This is a genomic window from Paenibacillus sp. oral taxon 786 str. D14 (assembly GCF_000159955.1).
Lineage (GTDB): Bacteria > Bacillota > Bacilli > Paenibacillales > Paenibacillaceae > Fontibacillus > Fontibacillus phoenicis.
Genome location: NZ_GG695973.1, coordinates 7,619 through 24,639, shown reverse-complemented (window position 1 = coordinate 24,639; position 17,021 = coordinate 7,619). Strand labels below are relative to the sequence as shown.

Sequence of the window (17,021 nt, the reverse complement as noted above, 5' to 3'; positions counted from 1 at the left end):
AAGTCAAGGAGGAAATCATACGATGATTTGGAAAGAAATAACTATACATACGACGGAAGAAGCGGTGGAGATGGTTTCCAACTTCCTGCATGAAGCAGGCGCAGGCGGGGTAACCATTGAAGAGCACGTCGATAACGATAAACCTCGGGATACTTCACTGGGACAATGGTTTGAAATTCCCCCTAATGACATTCCTGAAGGAGAAGCGAAAATCAGCGGGTATTTTCCGGAAGGACTAGATATCGACGAAGTGATTGCGGAAGTCCGCGCACGCATCGAGGAACTTAAGAGCTTTGATATCGATCCTGGGGTTGCGGAGATCTCCGTGCGGGATGTCAGTGAGGACGATTGGGCGAACAATTGGAAGCAATATTTCAAGCCGCTGCGGGTCTCTGAGAGACTGACGATCAAACCAACGTGGGAGGAATATGTACCAGTTTCGCCGAACGAGCAAATTATCGAGCTGGACCCTGGTATGGCGTTTGGTACAGGTACGCATCCAACAACATCCCTTTGCTTACGCACGCTTGAGAGCATTATCCAAGAAGGGGACGAAGTGATTGATGTCGGCACAGGTTCAGGGATTCTGGCCATCGGAGCATGTCGGCTTGGTGCCTCCAAGGTGTTGGCGCTGGATCTGGATCCGGTAGCCGTATCTAGTGCGAAGGAGAACACGCGTCTGAATGGTCTTGAGGACCGGATCCAAGTCGTGGAAAGCGACCTGTTATCCGTTCTGAAAGGAGAAGGCAGCACGGGTGTAGAGATCAAGCTGCCGGTACGGGTGGTCGTGGCTAACATTTTGGCAGAGATCATTTTGCTGTTTATCGAGGATGTCTATCAAGCATTGGCACCCGGCGGTTATTATATCGCCTCGGGGATTTATAAGAATAAAGAACAAGCCGTACAAGAAGCGCTGATTGCCGCGGGTTTCGAACTGGAACGGACGGCCCGGGAAGAAGATTGGGTCGCTTTTGTGACGAGAAAGAGGTAACTATATATGGATTTACTAGACCGAATATTGCGGGTTCCGTTGGAACAGCTCCCCTTTTATTTGATCACGCTGGTGATCGCCTTTACGCTGCATGAATTTTCTCATGCCTATTTTGCGAACAAATTTGGGGACCCGACAGCCAAGCTGCTGGGTCGCGTGACGTTGAACCCGGCAGTTCATTTTGATCTATTGGGCATTATCCTGCTCCTGCTTGCCGGGTTCGGTTGGGCTCGGCCGGTTCCGGTGAACCGGGACAATTTCAGCAAACCGCGCCTGATGGGTGTGATTGTATCCGTTGCCGGGCCGCTCAGCAACTTGCTGCTGGGCGTCCTGGGGACGCTTGTTTACGTGATGCTGGCTCGTTTTGGCGTACTGGATGCAATTACGAACGAGAAGTTGTTTCAAGCCGTTCTCATTTTCTTTAATCTATTTACGGTCATGAACTTTTTCTTATTTTTATTTAACCTGATTCCTTTACCGCCGCTGGACGGCTATCGAATTTTGGAGGATGTCGTGCCGCGCCGCATGCTGGGCAAATTGCAGCAATACGAGCAGTGGTCGGTGCTGATCTTCTTAGTGATCCTAATCGTCCCGGGGATGCAGCAGTATACGATTCTGCCGTTATATAATGCAGCGGAAACAATCTATTACCAGTTTGCCCATCTTTTCCTGACATTGTCTGGGGTTTAGGCTGGGGAGAAGGACTGGAAACGGAAGTTCAAAAGTTGTATGATGTAGTTTGGTGATTTTGACCTTGTGGAACGGTGAGGATGATGGCATGCAGCGATATTTTGTGGATCCCGCGCAATTTGGCGATCGGGAAGTGACGATTGCCGGTGAGGATGCCCGTCATATCGGCAGGGTGATGCGTTCCAAACCCGGCGATAAGCTGATCGTGAGCGACGGGATATCCCGGGAAGTCCTCGCGGAGATTACGATCATAGAGCCGCAGCAAGTGACTGCGGCTATTATAGAGGAGCTGGCGGCGTCGGGAGAACCGTGGTTTCAAGTGACTGTAGCCCAAAGCTTGCCGAAAGGCGACAAGATGGAAACCGTCATTCAGAAGTGCACGGAAATCGGCGCGGCTTCTTTCCTTCCTTTTTTATCAGAACGTACGATCGTACAGTATGACAGCAAGAAGGAGGAGAAGCGGCTCACCCGCTGGCAGAAAATCGCCAAGGAAGCCGCCGAGCAAGCGCATCGCAGCAAAATCCCGGCGGTTGAGCTTCCAGTCAAGTGGGACAAGCTGCTTGTAGAGCTTAAGAACTACGATTTGGTATGTTTATGCTATGAAAAAGAGGACGGTCGGCAGCTGCGGGACGTGCTTAAGCCTTTCGTCACCGGGCTGACGCCCGAGAGAACGGTGAAGGTCGCTGTTGTCGTTGGACCGGAAGGCGGCTTTACTGAAGCGGAAGTGGAGGAAGCCGAAGCTGCGGGAGCGGTATCCGTTGGTTTAGGCCGGCGCATTCTGCGCACCGAGACGGCTGCGATGGCCGCCCTGACCTGCATCATGTATGAATCCGGAGAAATGGGGGGGGAATGAGCGATGCCTACTGTCGCCTTTTACACCTTGGGCTGTAAAGTTAATTTCTATGATACCGAAGCCATTTGGCAACTATTTAAAAACGAAGGCTATGAACAGGTTGATTTTGAGCAATCAGCCGCCGACGTTTACTTGATTAATACTTGTACGGTTACGAATACCGGTGACAAGAAGAGCCGTCAGATCATTCGGCGGGCGGTGCGCCGCAACCCAGACGCGATCATCGCGGTAACCGGCTGCTACGCGCAGACGTCGCCTGCGGAGATTCTGGATATTCCCGGCGTGGATCTGGTCATCGGAACGCAAGACCGGGACAAAATTATCCCTTACGTCAAGCAGCTCCAAGAGCAACGTAAGCCGATTAACGCCGTGCGCAACATTATGAAGACCCGGGAGTTCGAAGAGCTGGACGTGCCAAGCTTCGCCGATCATACCCGCGCTTATCTGAAAATCCAAGAGGGCTGCAACAACTTCTGCACCTTCTGTATTATCCCTTGGTCGCGCGGACTGTCGCGCAGCCGTGACCCGCAAAGCGTGATTCAGCAAGCGCGTCAACTGGTCGCTGCGGGCTACAAGGAAATCGTCCTGACCGGCATCCATACGGGCGGCTACGGTGATGATCTGGAGAACTACCGTTTGTCCGACCTGCTGTGGGACTTGGATAAAGTAGAAGGGCTGGGACGCATCCGTATCAGTTCGATTGAAGCAAGCCAGATCGATGACCGGATGCTGGATGTGTTGAAGAACTCCTCGAAGATGTGCCGCCACTTCCACATCCCGCTGCAAGCGGGCAGCAATGAAGTGCTGAAGCGCATGAGAAGAAAGTACACGATTGAAGAGTTCGAGCATAAAATCAAAATGATCCGTGATTTCATGCCGGATGTTGCGATTACCACGGACGTTATTGTCGGCTTCCCTGGGGAAACGGACGAGCTGTTCCGCGAAGGCTTCGAAGCGATCAAACGCATCGGTTTCTCGGAAATGCACGTGTTCCCTTATTCCAAGCGGAGCGGTACGCCGGCAGCGCGGATGGAGGACCAGGTCGACGAGGAAGTGAAGCATGCTCGCGTGCATGAACTGATCGACTTGTCCGAGCAAATGCAGCTTGCTTATGCGGAGAAATTCGTTGGCCAGGTGCTGGATGTCATTCCAGAGAAGGATGAGAAAGGCACAGCCGGAGACGGCTATGTGACTGGCTTCAGCGACAACTACCTGCAAATCCGCTTCCCGGGCACACCGGACTTGACCGGCAAAATCTGCCGCGTGAAGCTGACCCAAGCGGATGCGAACACCTGCGAAGGCCAGTTAGTCCGAGTCCTGGACGATGCCGCGCAAGCTTTAGCATAATACTGTCGCCCGACACCGGGCATAGGCCAAGGATTTCACCCTGTCGGGGGTGAAATCCTTGTTGTTACATACGGGCAAATTGGAAGTATGAGTGCGATGCTCCTATAATTAACAAATAACACCAGGTGTCAATAATTTCTCGCCCAGCGCCGAAGGCAGCATTTTCCCGGAGGGAACAGCGAGCAGGAGCGCCTCAGTCACTCCCGCGTTTGTCCCGTTTGCGGGATGCCTAAGGGCTGCGAACCCATAGGGCCCTCTTTTACGGTAAGGGAGGCTTGGGTAAAATAAAGGGAGGTACAGCCAGAATGCCATTCAAAGAAATCTCTGCTGGAGGCGTCGTTTACCGCATCCAAGACGGACGGCTGCAAGTGCAACTGATTACCGATCGCTATGGCAAGATATCGTTTCCGAAAGGAAAGCGGGAACCGGGAGAAACCGTGGAACAAACGGCGCTGCGCGAAATTTTGGAAGAAACCGGCATTGTGGGCCGGATCAGTAAATTGATTGATATCATCGCGTATACTTACCATCATCCCAAGCTGGGGAACGTGGATAAAGAAGTCCATTATTACTTGGTTGAATGGCAAAGCGGAGCCCTCCGTCCTCAGCTTGAGGAGATCCGCAGCGTGTCCTGGTATGAGCCGCAGGAGGCTTGGCGTCAGCAACGCAAGGCGGGATATGACAACAACGACTTCATCTTAGAGAAGGCGTTGCAAATGCTTGGTATCGAGCCGGAGAACTAATACGGTGCAGTTATTTTCTGCGATATTTAAGAGATGGGAGAATATCGGGGGAAATAACTGCATTTTTACGGCTATTTAGACGCTTTCGTATTCGGGAGGAGGGGGCCGGCGAGATGATCCAGGTCCTCGGGCCGATCCAGTTTGGACCAGATGGGCAAATAGCAGAAAGGCAACGCCAGCAAGGAGCAGACGACGTTAAAAATCGTCTGCGTGTGTGCGATTTGCGCTGAAAGATCGCTGGTTAACCAGGCTGCCGCCGCTTGCAACAGCGGAACCAGCGGCAAGAACAACACTGCCCCCAGCACGTTGAGCGCCACGTGCGACCAAGCGACGAATCGGCCGGATCGGGTGCCGCCGATGGCGGCGATCACCGCCGTGACGCAGGTGCCAACGTTGGATCCGATAACCATGGCAATGCCGAATTCCACCGGCAAGGCACCGCTGGCGGCGAGTCCCATCGTCATGGCGACGACTGCGGCGCTGCTATGAATGATCGCCGTCAGGATGGCGCCGGCGAAGGCGCCCCACAGCAGGCTGCCGGTGGCATGCTCCAGCAGCCAGGAGATCACGCCGCGTTCTTCCAGCGCCGGACCGATCGACTGCATAAAGCGGATGGCGATCATCACCAGGCTGAAGCCGGCTAAGGCCAGTGTGGCAAACTGCAAGGGCAACAACCATGGCATGCGGCGTTTGATCTCGTCCGGCAGCATTTCGCCTCCCAGCACAGCGGCCGCCCATAACGTTAACGAAACGATCAGCATGGGGACCCCCAGCTTGGCTATATTAAGGGCAAGCAGCTCCGTGGTCAGGCAGGTTCCGATATTGCCTCCCAGAATAATGCCCAGCGTTCGCGCATAGGACAACAGGCGGGCATTAACCAGGCCAATCGTCATTACCGTCACGGCAGTGCTGCTCTGTAAGACGGCCGTGATGAAGGTGCTCGACAGCAGGCCTGTCCAAGGCGTCCGCGTCGTCCGGTGAAGAAAACCGATCAGCCGGGGACCCGCCCATGCGTGCAGGGCAGCCTCCATCACCTTCATGCCGAACAGGAACAGGGCGAAGCCAAACGTCACTGGAAACAAGATCTCATGAAACATATTGGCAGCCTCCCTTCCCGGATCATCTGTAAAATGCAGACAAGCGACAATCGTACAAGTTACATATATGACGGTCGGACAACTTCCATGCCAGCCAAGCTGACGTACCGTCCCGGCCGCAGGGGTGCTTTAGGCGCAGTGGGTCATATTTTTAATGAGGAGTGAAGGATTAAGTGGCAAGGGTCATATTGCAGCGCAGCCGCAAGAAACGGTTGGAAAAAGGGCATCCTTGGATCTTCAAAAATGAAATCGAGCGTTTGGAAGGGAACGTGGAACCGGGCGGATTGGTTGAGGTCGTTGACCACCGGAACCGTTACCTGGCCACCGGGTATTACAACCCGGCTTCGCAAATTACCGTCCGCGTTGTGTCGTATACGCCGTTGGAAGCGATGGACACGGCCTTTTTTGTCCGGCGGTTTCAGGAATGCTTGAAGCATCGGGAACGGTTCGTGAAGGAGGATGCTTACCGCTTCGTGTACGGAGAGGCCGACTTTTTGCCGGGGCTGATCGTGGACAAGTTTGGTGACGTACTGGTTGTACAGCTGCTTACACTGGGTATGGACCGCTGTCGGGAGCAGATTGTGGAGGCGTTGTCGGAAGTGCTGCATCCCGTTGGCATCTATGAACGCAGCGATGTAGCCGTCCGGGAAATGGAGGGCTTGGAGCAGGTGAAAGGGCCGATCTTTGGCCAGCCGCCGCGCCATGTCATCGTGTCGGAGAACGGGCTCAAGATCGAGGTGGATATTGAGCAGGGGCAAAAAACGGGCTATTTCTTCGACCAGCGGGAGAACCGGGCGTCCATCAAGCCGCTGATGACCGGTTGGGGCGGACGCAGCGGCATCACGCTGCAGGAGCTGCCGACGGAAGACGGCGGCGTGCGGCTAGCGCCGGTCAACCGGAACGGCAAAGAAGTCACTTTCCCGTACTGGGACGGAGCCACCGTGCTGGAATGCTTCTCGCATACCGGAAGCTTCACCTTACATGCCTGCAAATACGGAGCCAAAAAGGTGACCTGCCTTGACATCTCCGAGCATGCGATCGAAAGCGCGAAGCGGAACGTGGAGCTGAACGGGTTCACCGATCGCGTCGAATTTGTCGTGGCTGATGCGTTTGATTATTTGCGCAGTCAGGTGAAAGGCTTGGAGGAACGTGCGCGCCGTGCGGCCCAAGACGCCAAGGTGGACACTTCCGTGCCGCTGACGGCCGGCGGCGGGCGGACTTGGGACGTCGTGATCCTCGATCCCCCGGCGTTTGCCAAGACGAAAGCGGCGGTTAAAGGTGCCGTTCGCGGTTATAAAGATATTAACCTGCACGGCATGAAGCTGGTGAATGAAGGCGGCTATCTGGTAACGGCCAGCTGTTCCTACCATATGCGACCGGATCTGTTCCTGGAGACGATCCTCGAGGCTGCGGAGGATGCAGGCAAAGTGCTGCGCCTTGTGGAATGGCGGGCAGCCGGCAAGGATCATCCGCAAATCCTTGGGGTGGACGAAGGACATTACCTGAAATTTGCCATTTTCGAAGTGCGCAGCAAACACGCGTTGTAAAATTGGATATAACGGATAAACAGCCTCGTTTCGCGAGCTTTCGCGGTACGGGGCTTTTTTAAGGTATCAGAAAGTATAAGCTTCGGGGGATTGACATCCTGATATCGCAAGAAAAACTTCCGCTAAACGCGGTCTGTCTACATTGAATGTACGTCGATTGACGTTTTTCTTATGCTTGAAGAAGATACGAATGTTTGATCGTATTTATGCTATACTGGAACTTAACGAATTGTCCGTCGTAGGAGGTACTTCCATGTCTTTACAGTTCATACTCGGCCGCTCCGGCAGCGGCAAAACCAGCCTCATTCTCGACCGGGTGACCGCCAAGCTGCGCGAGCAGCCGATCGGTCCGCCGCTGATTATTTTAACCCCGGAGCAAGGCACGTTTCAGATCGAGCAGCGGATCGCCACGGCCCCGGGCTTGCGCGGTACGGTACGCACCCAGGTGCTTGGCTTTCGCCGTTTGGCGCTGCGCGTCATGCAGGAAACCGGCGGTGCGGCGCTGGTGCCGATCGATGATGAAGGCAAAAAAATGCTGCTATATAAGCTCATGCGCCGCCGCAAAGGCGAGTTGAAGCTGTTTGGACACGGCGGAGACCAGCTCGGATTAATTGACCGGATAGCCGGACTATACACGGAAATGAAGAAATACAACGTGGATTTCTCAGCTCTGCGGGAGCATTATCAACTCCTGGAGCAGACCGAAGGGGAATCCCCTTTATTAAAGGATAAAATGCACGATCTTAGCCTTTTGTTTGCGGAGTATGACGAAGAGCTGTCCCGCTTGTACATCGACAACGAGGACCATGTCGTCAAGCTGGCGCAGGGGGCTAGCAAGTCGGCTTATTTGCGCGGGGCGGAAATTTGGATTGACGGGTTTCATACGTTTACGCCGCAGGAATATACAGCGATCCTCGCACTGCTGAAGACGGCGGCTTCCGTCACCGTCTCGCTGACGTTGGACCGGGTATACAGCAATGGAAATCTGCCGCATGAACTAAACCTGTTTTATACCCCTGCATCCGCCTTCGTTAAGCTGAGCCGACTGGCCGCAGAAGAGGGAATTGAAGTTCTGCCGGCAGAGCTGTTGGAGGCCCGTCCGTTTCCGCGGTTTCGGGAGAGCGAGACGCTTTCGTACCTGGAGTCTGCGTACGAGCGGCGTTCGCCGTGGCCGAAGTCCGAGCCGCCTCAAGATTTGGAACAGGCCCTATCTTTGCACCGGGCTGCCAGCCGGCGGGCTGAGGTTGAAGGCGCGGCGCGCGAGATGGTTCGCCTCGCCAGGGAAGAAGGCGTGCGTTGGCGGGACATGGCGCTGCTGGTGCGCAACTTAGGGGATTATGAAGAACTGCTTGCTCCGACGATGGAAGCATACGGGATCCCTTATTTTCTTGACCAGAAAGCAAGTATGCTGTATCACCCGATGATCGAATTTATCCGGGCCGCGTTGGACGTGGTACTCGGGTTTTGGAGATACGAAGACGTATTTCGCTGCGTGAAAAGCGAATTTCTTCTGCCGCTGGACGGCAGCCTGACGCGCGAGCATATGGATGTGCTGGAGAATTATGCTCTGGCGAGCGGGATTCAAGGTTACCGTTGGTTTGACGGCCGTCCTTGGAAGTCGGCGCCAAGCCTGTCGCTGGAGCAGGAGGATCAAACGGCGGCATCCGTTAAAGCCATGGAGCAGCTGCAGCTGCTGGAGCGGTGCCGCGCTGCGGTCGCCGGCCCTTTGTCAGCGTTTGAGAAAGAGATCCGCAAGGCGAAGAACGCGGCAGACATGTGTGCCGCAGTATTCCATCTGCTGGAGCGGGTGGAGGCCGCCCAGCGTCTGGATGTGCTGGCGCATCGGATGGTGCGCGAAGGCAAGCCGCGTCAGGCGATGGAGCATCGCCAACTATGGAGCGCGGTATTGGACGTGCTCGACCAGATCGTGGAAATGATGGGGGACGAGCCTTTGGAGCTGGAGCTGTTTGCCGGCGTGCTGGAGACCGGGCTCAAGGAGCTGAAGGTGTCGCTTGTGCCGCCTTCGCTCGACCAGGTGCTGATCGGGAGTACGGAGCGGACGCGTTCGGGGCAAGTCAAGCATCTGTTCCTGCTTGGCATCAACGAAGGGATCATGCCGGCCAATCTGCAGGAGGAGGGTGTGCTCAGCGAGCAGGAGCGGGAGCGACTGGCGGAGCTTGGCTTGGAGCTGGCTCCGGGGCTGGCCCGCAAGCTGCTGGATGAGCGCTTCCTCATTTACGAAGCGTTGTCTGGGGCAAGCCGTTCTCTGTGGTTGAGCTACCCTGCTGCCGACGGAGAGGGCGGTGCGCTTTTGCCGTCGGAGGTGATCCGGCATGTGAAGCGGATTTTCCCGGGACTAACGGAGCGGCCGCTGCTGTTAACACCAGGACCTGCAAGCCGTTCTGCCGATCCGATGGCGTCGCAGCTTGAATTCGTCTCCCGTCCGGGCCCGGCGCTGAACGCCTTAATCGGCCAGCTGCGGCTGTGGAAGGCGGGAGAGTCCATTTCACCGCTATGGTGGCGTGTGCTGGAATGGTACAAGACCCGGCCGGAATGGGAGAGCAAAGCGGCGCGCCTGCTGACCTCACTGGATTATCGTAACCGGGTGCGCGGTTTGACGCCGGCAACGAGCCGACGGCTTTACGGCAAGCGGCTGCGGACAAGCGTGTCGCGAATGGAGCAGTTCTCGGCTTGTCCGTTTGCGCACTTCGCTTCGCATGGGCTGAAGCTGAAGGAACGCCAGCTTTACCGGCTGCAAGCGCCGGACATCGGACAGTTGTTTCACGCTGCGCTCAGTCAGATGGCGATCACTTTTAAGGCGCAAAACCGCAGCTGGGGGAGCCTCACGCCGGAGGAGGCGATTCAGGCGGCCAATTCGGCCGTTGATGAACTGGCGCCCAAGCTGCAGGGAGAAATCCTGTTAAGCTCCAAGCGCTACGGTTATATTTCCCGCAAGCTGAAAGCTATCGTCGGCCGTGCTTCGTTGATCCTTGGCGAGCAAGCGCGCCGGGGCAGCTTTGAACCGGTTGGACAGGAGTTGGATTTTGGACCAGGGCGGCCCTTGCCTCCGCTGACGTTTGAGTTACCGAACGGCTGCGTTATGGAAATCGTCGGCCGGATTGATCGCGTGGACATGGCGGAAGGGGAACAAGGCCTGCTCTTGCGGGTCATCGACTACAAGTCAAGCCAGACCGACCTGAAGCTGCATGAAGTGTATTACGGTTTATCGCTGCAAATGCTCACGTATCTGGACGTCTTATTGTCCTCGGCGGAAGCCTGGCTTGGCCAGCCTGCGCTCCCTGCGGGCACGCTGTATTTCCACGTGCATAACCCGCTGCTGCAGAGCAGCAACGGCATGAGCGCGGAGCAGGCGCAGCAGGAGCTGTTAAAGCGATTCAAGATGAAGGGCCTGCTGCTGGCAGACCGGGATGTGATTGCGAAGATGGACGCTCAGCTGGAAAAAGGCTATTCCGATATCATCCCGGTGGCGATCAAGGCGGACGGCGGCTTTTATAGCAGCGCCTCGGTTGCGACGCCGGAGCAGTGGGATACGCTGCTGGGTTCTGTGCGGCGGACGATTACGGAGATCGGCACGCGCATCACCGACGGTGACGTGCAGATTGCCCCATATCGGCTTGGGCTGGAAACGGCTTGTACGTTTTGTCCCTACAAACCGGTGTGCCGCTTTGAGGAAGCGCTGGACGGCAATGCATACCACGTCCTCGGCAAACCGGGCAAAAACGAAATTTGGCAGCTCCTTGGACAGGAGCGCGGAAAGGAGGCGAATCCTTCATGACCATCCCGATGAAACCCAAACCGGCCGGCAGTTATTGGAGCGACGACCAATGGCGGGCGATCGCTCTGTCCGGCGGCGACATGCTGGTGGCGGCGGCCGCCGGGTCCGGCAAGACGGCGGTGCTCGTCGAGCGGATTATCCGCAAGCTGACGGACCGCGAACAACCGCTGAGCGTGGACCGGCTGCTGGTGGCCACGTTCACCAAAGCCGCCGCCGCGGAGATGCGGGGGCGGATCACGGAAGCGCTGGAGAAGGAACTGGCCAAGGACCCGGGCAACGAGTACCTAAACCATCAGTTGGCCATGTTGGGGCGTGCTTCGATCACGACGCTCCACTCGTTTTGTATGGAAGTGATCCAACGCTATTACACGCTGATCCCGTTAGATCCGGGCTTTCGGATCGCCTCGGAAAGCGAGACGGCGCTGCTGCGTCAAGAGGTGCTGGAGGAGCTGCTTGAGGACAAATACGGCAGCGAACCGGAGGACAGCCCGTTTTTGAAGCTGGTGGATCTGTTTGGCGGAGAGCGCAGCGATACGGCGGTCTTTACGCTGGTGCAGCGGCTTTACGACTTCTCGCGCAGCCATCCTTGGCCGGATCATTGGCTTCAGGAAGCATCCTCAGCTTTTATGGCTCCGGATCTCGATGCCTTAGAGAAGAGCGCATGGGTCCAAAGCCTATTGGCCGATACGAAGTTGGCGCTGGGAGGCGCGATCAGCTTGCTGACTCAAGCGAAGGCGCTGGCGTTGTCTCCAGGAGGGCCGGAGCCGTACGCCGTCACGCTGGAGGACGATCTGAACGTGGTCCGCTCGCTGCAGGAAGCGGTGGCAGGCGGAGCTTGGGCTTCGCTGTATGACGCCTTTCAGGGTGTGAACTTCGGCAAGCTGAAGCCGGTCAAGAAAGACCAGACCGATCCGGAGGTGCAGGAGCGGGTTAAGGCGCTGCGGGAGGAAGCGAAGAAGACGGTGACCGATTTGCGCACGCAACTCTATGGCCGGCCGCCGGAGGCGTTTTTGCGGGAGATGCATGACATGGCTCCGCTGCTTGGCGCGTTGTCCGAGCTCGTAAGCGAATTTGGGGAACGTTACCGGCTGCAAAAAGTGTCCAAGGGCTGGCTCGATTTCTCCGACCTGGAGCATTATTGCCTGCAGATCCTGCGGCATCCGGATTCGGAGCCGGGCGAGCTTCGGCCGTCCGATGCTGCCTTGGAATACCGCCGGCAATTCGATGAGGTGCTGCTGGACGAATACCAGGACACCAATACGGTGCAGGAAACGATCGTACGGTTGATCTCCCGGGAGAACCCGGGCAACCGGTTTATGGTCGGCGACGTGAAGCAGAGCATCTATCGTTTCCGCTTGGCTGAACCGGGGCTGTTCCTGGAGAAATATCGGATCTATGGCGACAATTTTGACGGAGCCGGGCTGCGCATCGATTTAGCGCGGAACTTCCGCAGCCGGCGTGAGGTCGTTGATGCGGTGAATTTGCTGTTCCGGCAAATCATGAACGAAAGCGTGGCGGAAATTTCGTACGATACACGAGCGGAACTGGTGTATGGAGAAGGTTTTCCGCCGGAGGGGGCGGAGGATTATCGGCCCGAGCTCTTGCTGATCGATCGCGACAACGGCTCAAGCGGCGGTTCAGATTCGTCCGAACGCGGGGACAACGAATGGACGGACGGCGACGGCGGGGATGAGGAAGATGAGGCGGCGCTGATTGAAGCGGTGCGGCTGGAAGCCCGTGCGATCGCGGCCCGCATTCGCGGCATGCTGGGCGAAGGCGGCGAACCGCTGCGCATCTACGACAAACAGCTGCAGGCGATGCGCCCGGTCGCTTTCCGGGACATGGTGATTTTGCTGCGCTCAACGCTGACCTGGGCGCCGGCGATGATCGAGGAGCTTCGGGTGGAAGGAATCCCGGCGTACGGGGAACTGAGCCAGGGGTATTTTCAGGCGTCCGAGGTCGAGACGATGCTGTCGCTCCTGCAGGTGATCGATAATCCGCTGCAGGATATTCCGCTGGCGGCGGTGCTGCGTTCTCCGCTGTACGATTTCTCCGAGGAGGAGCTGGCGGACATTCGCCTTGCTTCTCCAAGCGGCCGTTACTATGAGGCGGTGCTCGCACGGGCAGCCGCAGGGAATGCGGAGTCGGCTTTGAGCGACAGCAGGGGAGGCGACGCCGGGGAAGCCTCGGTGTATCACCCGGAGACGGGGCAAATTGAACCTTCGGCCAATGATGCTTTGGCGCTGAAGCTGCAGGCTTTCTTACGGCAGCTGGAAGCTTGGCGGAGCATGGCGCGGGTTGGACAGCTGGGCGACCTGATCCGAGAGATTTACCGGGAAACCGGTTATCTGGAATGGGTTGGCGGCTTGCCGGGCGGAACCCAGCGTCAGAGCAACCTGCAGGCGCTGCTGGATCGGGCGAGACAATACGAGGTATCGTCTTCTGCGCCCGGGTTGTTCCGCTTCTTGCGTTACGTCACCCGGTTGCGCGAGAACGGCGGAGACCTTGGAGCTCCGGGGGATGCCGGGGAACAGGGCGACGGCGTTCGGATCATGACGATCCACAAGAGTAAAGGCTTGGAGTTTCCAGTTGTGTTCGTCGCCGGATTGTCCAAGCAATTTAACCGGCAGGATCTGAACGCGCCGTTTCTGATGCATAAGGAGCTGGGTTTTGGTCCGAAGTACGTCGACGCGAACACGCGCGTCAGCTACCCGACGCTGCCGAACCTGGCGATCCGGCGGCGGGCGCAAATGGAGCTGCTGGCGGAGGAGATGCGCGTCTTGTACGTGGCGCTCACCCGCCCGAAGGACAAGCTCGTGCTCGTCTCCTCGGTCAAAAATCTCACCAAGTCCGTCGAAGCTTGGGGCGGTGCACTTGAGGCAAGTGAACAGCAGCTGCCAGATTACTTGCTGGCGCGCGGCCGCTGCTATCTCGACTGGATCGGCCCGGCGTTGATTCGCCATCCAAGCGCGCGCGAGCTGCGACAGTTTGCCGGGCTGCCGGAGGTTGGCCCTGCCGTGTTAGCGGACAGCCCTTCTGACTGGCACATCGCGTTTCTTTCCGCCCGCTCGGCGGGACAGAACGGAGGAGCGGAAACAGAAGCGGCAGCAACTGCAGAGGCTACGGCGGTGGACACGGCGCAAATCAAGGCGCTGCTGTCCGGGCAGCCGACAGCGGTCCTTGCAGAGGATGCGGACGGTACCGAGGCCGCTGAGATGAGAGCTATGGTGGAGTCCCGGCTCAGCTGGACGTATCCTTATGCGGCAGCAAGCCGAATCGCGGCCAAAACCTCGGTGACGGAGATGAAGGCGCTGCTGATGCTGCAGGAGGAGCCGGTGCGCGACGTCTTCGCCGAAGCGGAGCTATTGCGCGAGCGGGAGCAGGCGGAGGCGGAAGAGCAGCCGGATTTCAAGCTGCATCTGCGGCGGCCACGGTTCATGGAGCAGCGCAAGCTGACCCCAACCGAACGCGGGGTGGCCTACCATACGCTGATGCAGCATCTGCCGTTTGACGCAGAGCCGGGAATCGCGGTCGTCCAAGCGACGCTCGCCCGGTTGATCGAGCGGAAGATTATGACCGCTGAGCAGGCTGCGGCCATCGAGGTGGATAGCATCGCCAGATTGCTGCAGAGCCCGCTTGGCGAACTGCTGCGGCAGGCGGACTGGGTGAAACGTGAGATGCCGTTCAGCTACGGGCTGCCTGCAGCGGAAGCCTCGCCGCAGCTGGGGGGCTTGGAAGCCATGCAAGACGGCACAGCAGGCGACGCAATCCGGGAGCTGGATGGGGAAACGGTGCTGATCCAGGGGATCGTGGACTGCCTGTTCGCTGCAGGCGGCAAAGTGTACCTGCTCGATTACAAAAGCGACCGGGTGCTGGAGCATCGCGGCGGCGCTGCGGCCCTGGCGGAATCGTACCGGTTCCAACTGGAGCTGTACGCCAAGGCGGTTGAGGAGATCACCGGTTCGACCGTGGATGAGAAGTGGTTGTATTTCTTCGACGGCGGCCAAGCGGTGAGACTGTAATCTAAAATGAGTATGGATAGAATTGCAGGTTTTACGGCTTTATGAAAAAAGGGATGTTTTGAACGCCGGCGTACTTGGCCGGAATCAAGGGGGAGAAACGGATGCGCATTTTACATACGGGCGATTGGCATTTGGGGCGCACGCTGGAGGGACGCAGCCGGCTCGCAGAGCAGGAGGCGTTTCTGGACGAGCTGGTGCAGATGGTTAAGGAGCAGCAGGTTGATCTCGTCCTGATGGCGGGCGACGTCTATGACAGTGTGAACCCGCCGGCTGCGGCGGAAGCGATGTTCTATGAGGCGGCGGCGCGGCTGACGGAGACCGGCTGTCATCTGGCGGTGATCGCCGGGAACCATGACCAGCCGGAGCGGGTGGCCGCGGTATCGCCGCTGGTTGCGCGACGGGGCATTTCGCTGGTGGGGCTGCCGGTGCCGGAGGCGATCACCGTTCCCGTGCCGCGCACCGGGGAGACGGCGGTCATCGCCGCGCTGCCCTATCCTTCCGAAGCCCGGCTGTCCGAGCTGCTGGCCGGCGACGCGGATGAATCCGAGCTGCGGCTTGCCTACAGCGCCAAGGTAGGACTGCTGATGCGCCAGCTGGCCGGTGCGTTTCGCCCGGACACGGTGAACCTCGCGATGAGCCATATCTATGTGCTTGGCGGCGTGGAGTCTGACTCTGAACGGCCGATTCAGGTTGGCGGCGCATATACCGTGGACCCGTCGGCGCTGGACATCGGCGCGCAATATACGGCGCTGGGCCACCTGCATCGGCCGCAGGCGGTGAAGGGAGGCGGATTGACCCGGTATAGCGGGTCGCCGCTGGCGTATTCTTTTTCTGAGGCAGGACAAGCCAAATCGGTGATGCTCCTGGACGTGGCGCCCGGGAAGGAGCCGATCTTGGAGGAGCTGTACCTGAGCAGCGGGCGGCCGCTGGTGCGCTGGAGCTGCCGGGGCGGACTGGCAGAAGCGTACCGCTGGCTGGAGGAGGGGAGGGACGCGAATGCGTTTATCGACCTCGAAATCAGTCTGAGCGAAGCGATGTCGCTGGGCGACATCCAGGCGCTGCGCAAAGCCCATGACGGGATCGTCCATATCCGGCCGGTATATCCGGGACGGGAGCTGCAGGAGGAGCTGGCCTCCCGGGAGAGTGTGCCGGTGCATGAGCTGTTCCGCAAGTTTTATCAGCGGCAAACCGGCGGAGCCGAGCCGGAGGCCGAGTTGGTCGAGCTGTTCATGTCGCTCGTCTCCGAAGAAGAGGACGAAGGTGCGGATGCGGATGGAGCGATGGAGGGAGTAAGCCGATGAAGCCGATTACGCTGAAATTAGCCGGGCTGCAAAGCTACCGTGAGATGCAGACGATCGATTTTACCGAGCTGTGCGAGACAGGGTTGTTTGGCATTTTTGGGCCGACAGGCAGCGGGAAGTCGACGATTCTGGATGCGATCACGCTGGCCCTTTATGGCAAGGTCGGCCGTGCATCCGGCGGAACCCAAGGGATTATGAACCATTTGGAAGACGCGCTGTTCGTCGCGTTTACGTTCGAGCTGACCTCTGCTGCCGGGACGGAGCGTTACCGGGTGGAGCGGCGGTTTAAGCGCCAGGGCGAGCTGTCGGTCAGCAATACGATCAGCCGGTTTATCGAAATTCTGCCGGATGATGAGGAAAAAGTGATCGCCGACAAGCTCGCTGACGTGACGCGCTGCGTGGAACAGAAGCTGGGCCTCAAGATGGACGATTTCACCCGCGCGGTCGTATTGCCGCAGGGGAAATTCGCCGAGTTTTTGTCCCTGAAGGGGGCGGACCGACGGGCGATGCTGCAGCGCCTGTTCCACTTGGAGAAATACGGCGACCTGCTCGGGCAGAAGCTGACCCGCAAGGTCAGAGCGAACGAGCAGCGCCGCGCTGAGGTCGCTGCCGAGCAGCAAGGGCTCGGCAATGC

11 protein-coding genes are annotated in these 17,021 nt (G+C 58.0%); 10 read left to right on the top strand and 1 reads right to left on the bottom strand.

The window, feature by feature from the left end; all coding sequences use genetic code 11:
• Window positions 1-22 precede the first annotated feature (22 nt).
• The 5 genes from prmA (at window position 23) to POTG_RS06930 (ending at window position 4,624) form a co-directional block, all read left to right on the top strand.
• On the top strand, window positions 23-991 hold the full coding sequence (gene prmA, locus POTG_RS06950) for a 50S ribosomal protein L11 methyltransferase (protein ID WP_009224114.1): 969 nt from the start codon (window positions 23-25) through the stop codon (window positions 989-991).
• 6 nt (window positions 992-997) lie between these two features.
• Window positions 998-1,681, top strand: a complete 684-nt coding sequence (locus POTG_RS06945) for a site-2 protease family protein (RefSeq protein ID WP_009224113.1) — start codon at window positions 998-1,000, stop codon at window positions 1,679-1,681.
• 88 nt (window positions 1,682-1,769) lie between these two features.
• The gene (locus tag POTG_RS06940) at window positions 1,770-2,534 is read left to right on the top strand and encodes a 16S rRNA (uracil(1498)-N(3))-methyltransferase (protein WP_036644744.1); all 765 of its coding nucleotides are present in this window, start codon (window positions 1,770-1,772) and stop codon (window positions 2,532-2,534) included.
• 3 nt (window positions 2,535-2,537) lie between these two features.
• A complete protein-coding gene (gene mtaB, locus POTG_RS06935) occupies window positions 2,538-3,881 on the top strand; it encodes a tRNA (N(6)-L-threonylcarbamoyladenosine(37)-C(2))-methylthiotransferase MtaB (protein WP_009224111.1) in 1,344 nt (447 codons plus the stop codon).
• A 305-nt stretch (window positions 3,882-4,186) separates the two neighbouring features.
• Entirely contained in the window at window positions 4,187-4,624 is a 438-nt protein-coding gene (locus POTG_RS06930; RefSeq protein WP_009224110.1) for an NUDIX hydrolase, read from the top strand.
• Window positions 4,625-4,695: 71 nt separating this feature from the next.
• Here POTG_RS06930 and POTG_RS06925 read toward each other — a convergent pair whose 3' ends face one another.
• Window positions 4,696-5,721, bottom strand: coding sequence for a Na/Pi cotransporter family protein (locus POTG_RS06925; RefSeq protein ID WP_009224109.1), 1,026 nt, complete (start codon window positions 5,719-5,721; stop codon window positions 4,696-4,698).
• A gap of 173 nt (window positions 5,722-5,894) precedes the next feature.
• Here POTG_RS06925 and POTG_RS06920 point away from each other — a divergent pair, with 173 nt between their 5' ends.
• The 5 genes from POTG_RS06920 to POTG_RS06900 all read left to right on the top strand — a co-directional run.
• On the top strand, window positions 5,895-7,268 hold the full coding sequence (locus POTG_RS06920) for a class I SAM-dependent rRNA methyltransferase (protein ID WP_009224108.1): 1,374 nt from the start codon (window positions 5,895-5,897) through the stop codon (window positions 7,266-7,268).
• A 253-nt stretch (window positions 7,269-7,521) separates the two neighbouring features.
• Complete coding sequence (addB, locus tag POTG_RS06915; protein ID WP_009224107.1) at window positions 7,522-11,064, top strand: helicase-exonuclease AddAB subunit AddB; 3,543 nt, start codon at window positions 7,522-7,524, stop codon at window positions 11,062-11,064.
• Window positions 11,061-15,086 carry a helicase-exonuclease AddAB subunit AddA gene (gene addA / locus POTG_RS06910; RefSeq protein ID WP_009224106.1) on the top strand — a complete coding sequence of 1,342 codons (4,026 nt, stop codon included), beginning with the start codon at window positions 11,061-11,063 and terminating at the stop codon, window positions 15,084-15,086. The genes addB and addA overlap by 4 nt, the downstream gene beginning before the upstream one ends.
• Before the next feature lie 101 nt (window positions 15,087-15,187).
• Window positions 15,188-16,387 carry an exonuclease SbcCD subunit D gene (locus tag POTG_RS06905; protein ID WP_009224105.1) on the top strand — a complete coding sequence of 400 codons (1,200 nt, stop codon included), beginning with the start codon at window positions 15,188-15,190 and terminating at the stop codon, window positions 16,385-16,387.
• On the top strand, window positions 16,384-17,021 hold a 638-nt coding region (locus POTG_RS06900; protein WP_009224104.1), incomplete at its 3' end, for an AAA family ATPase. The genes POTG_RS06905 and POTG_RS06900, both read left to right, overlap by 4 nt.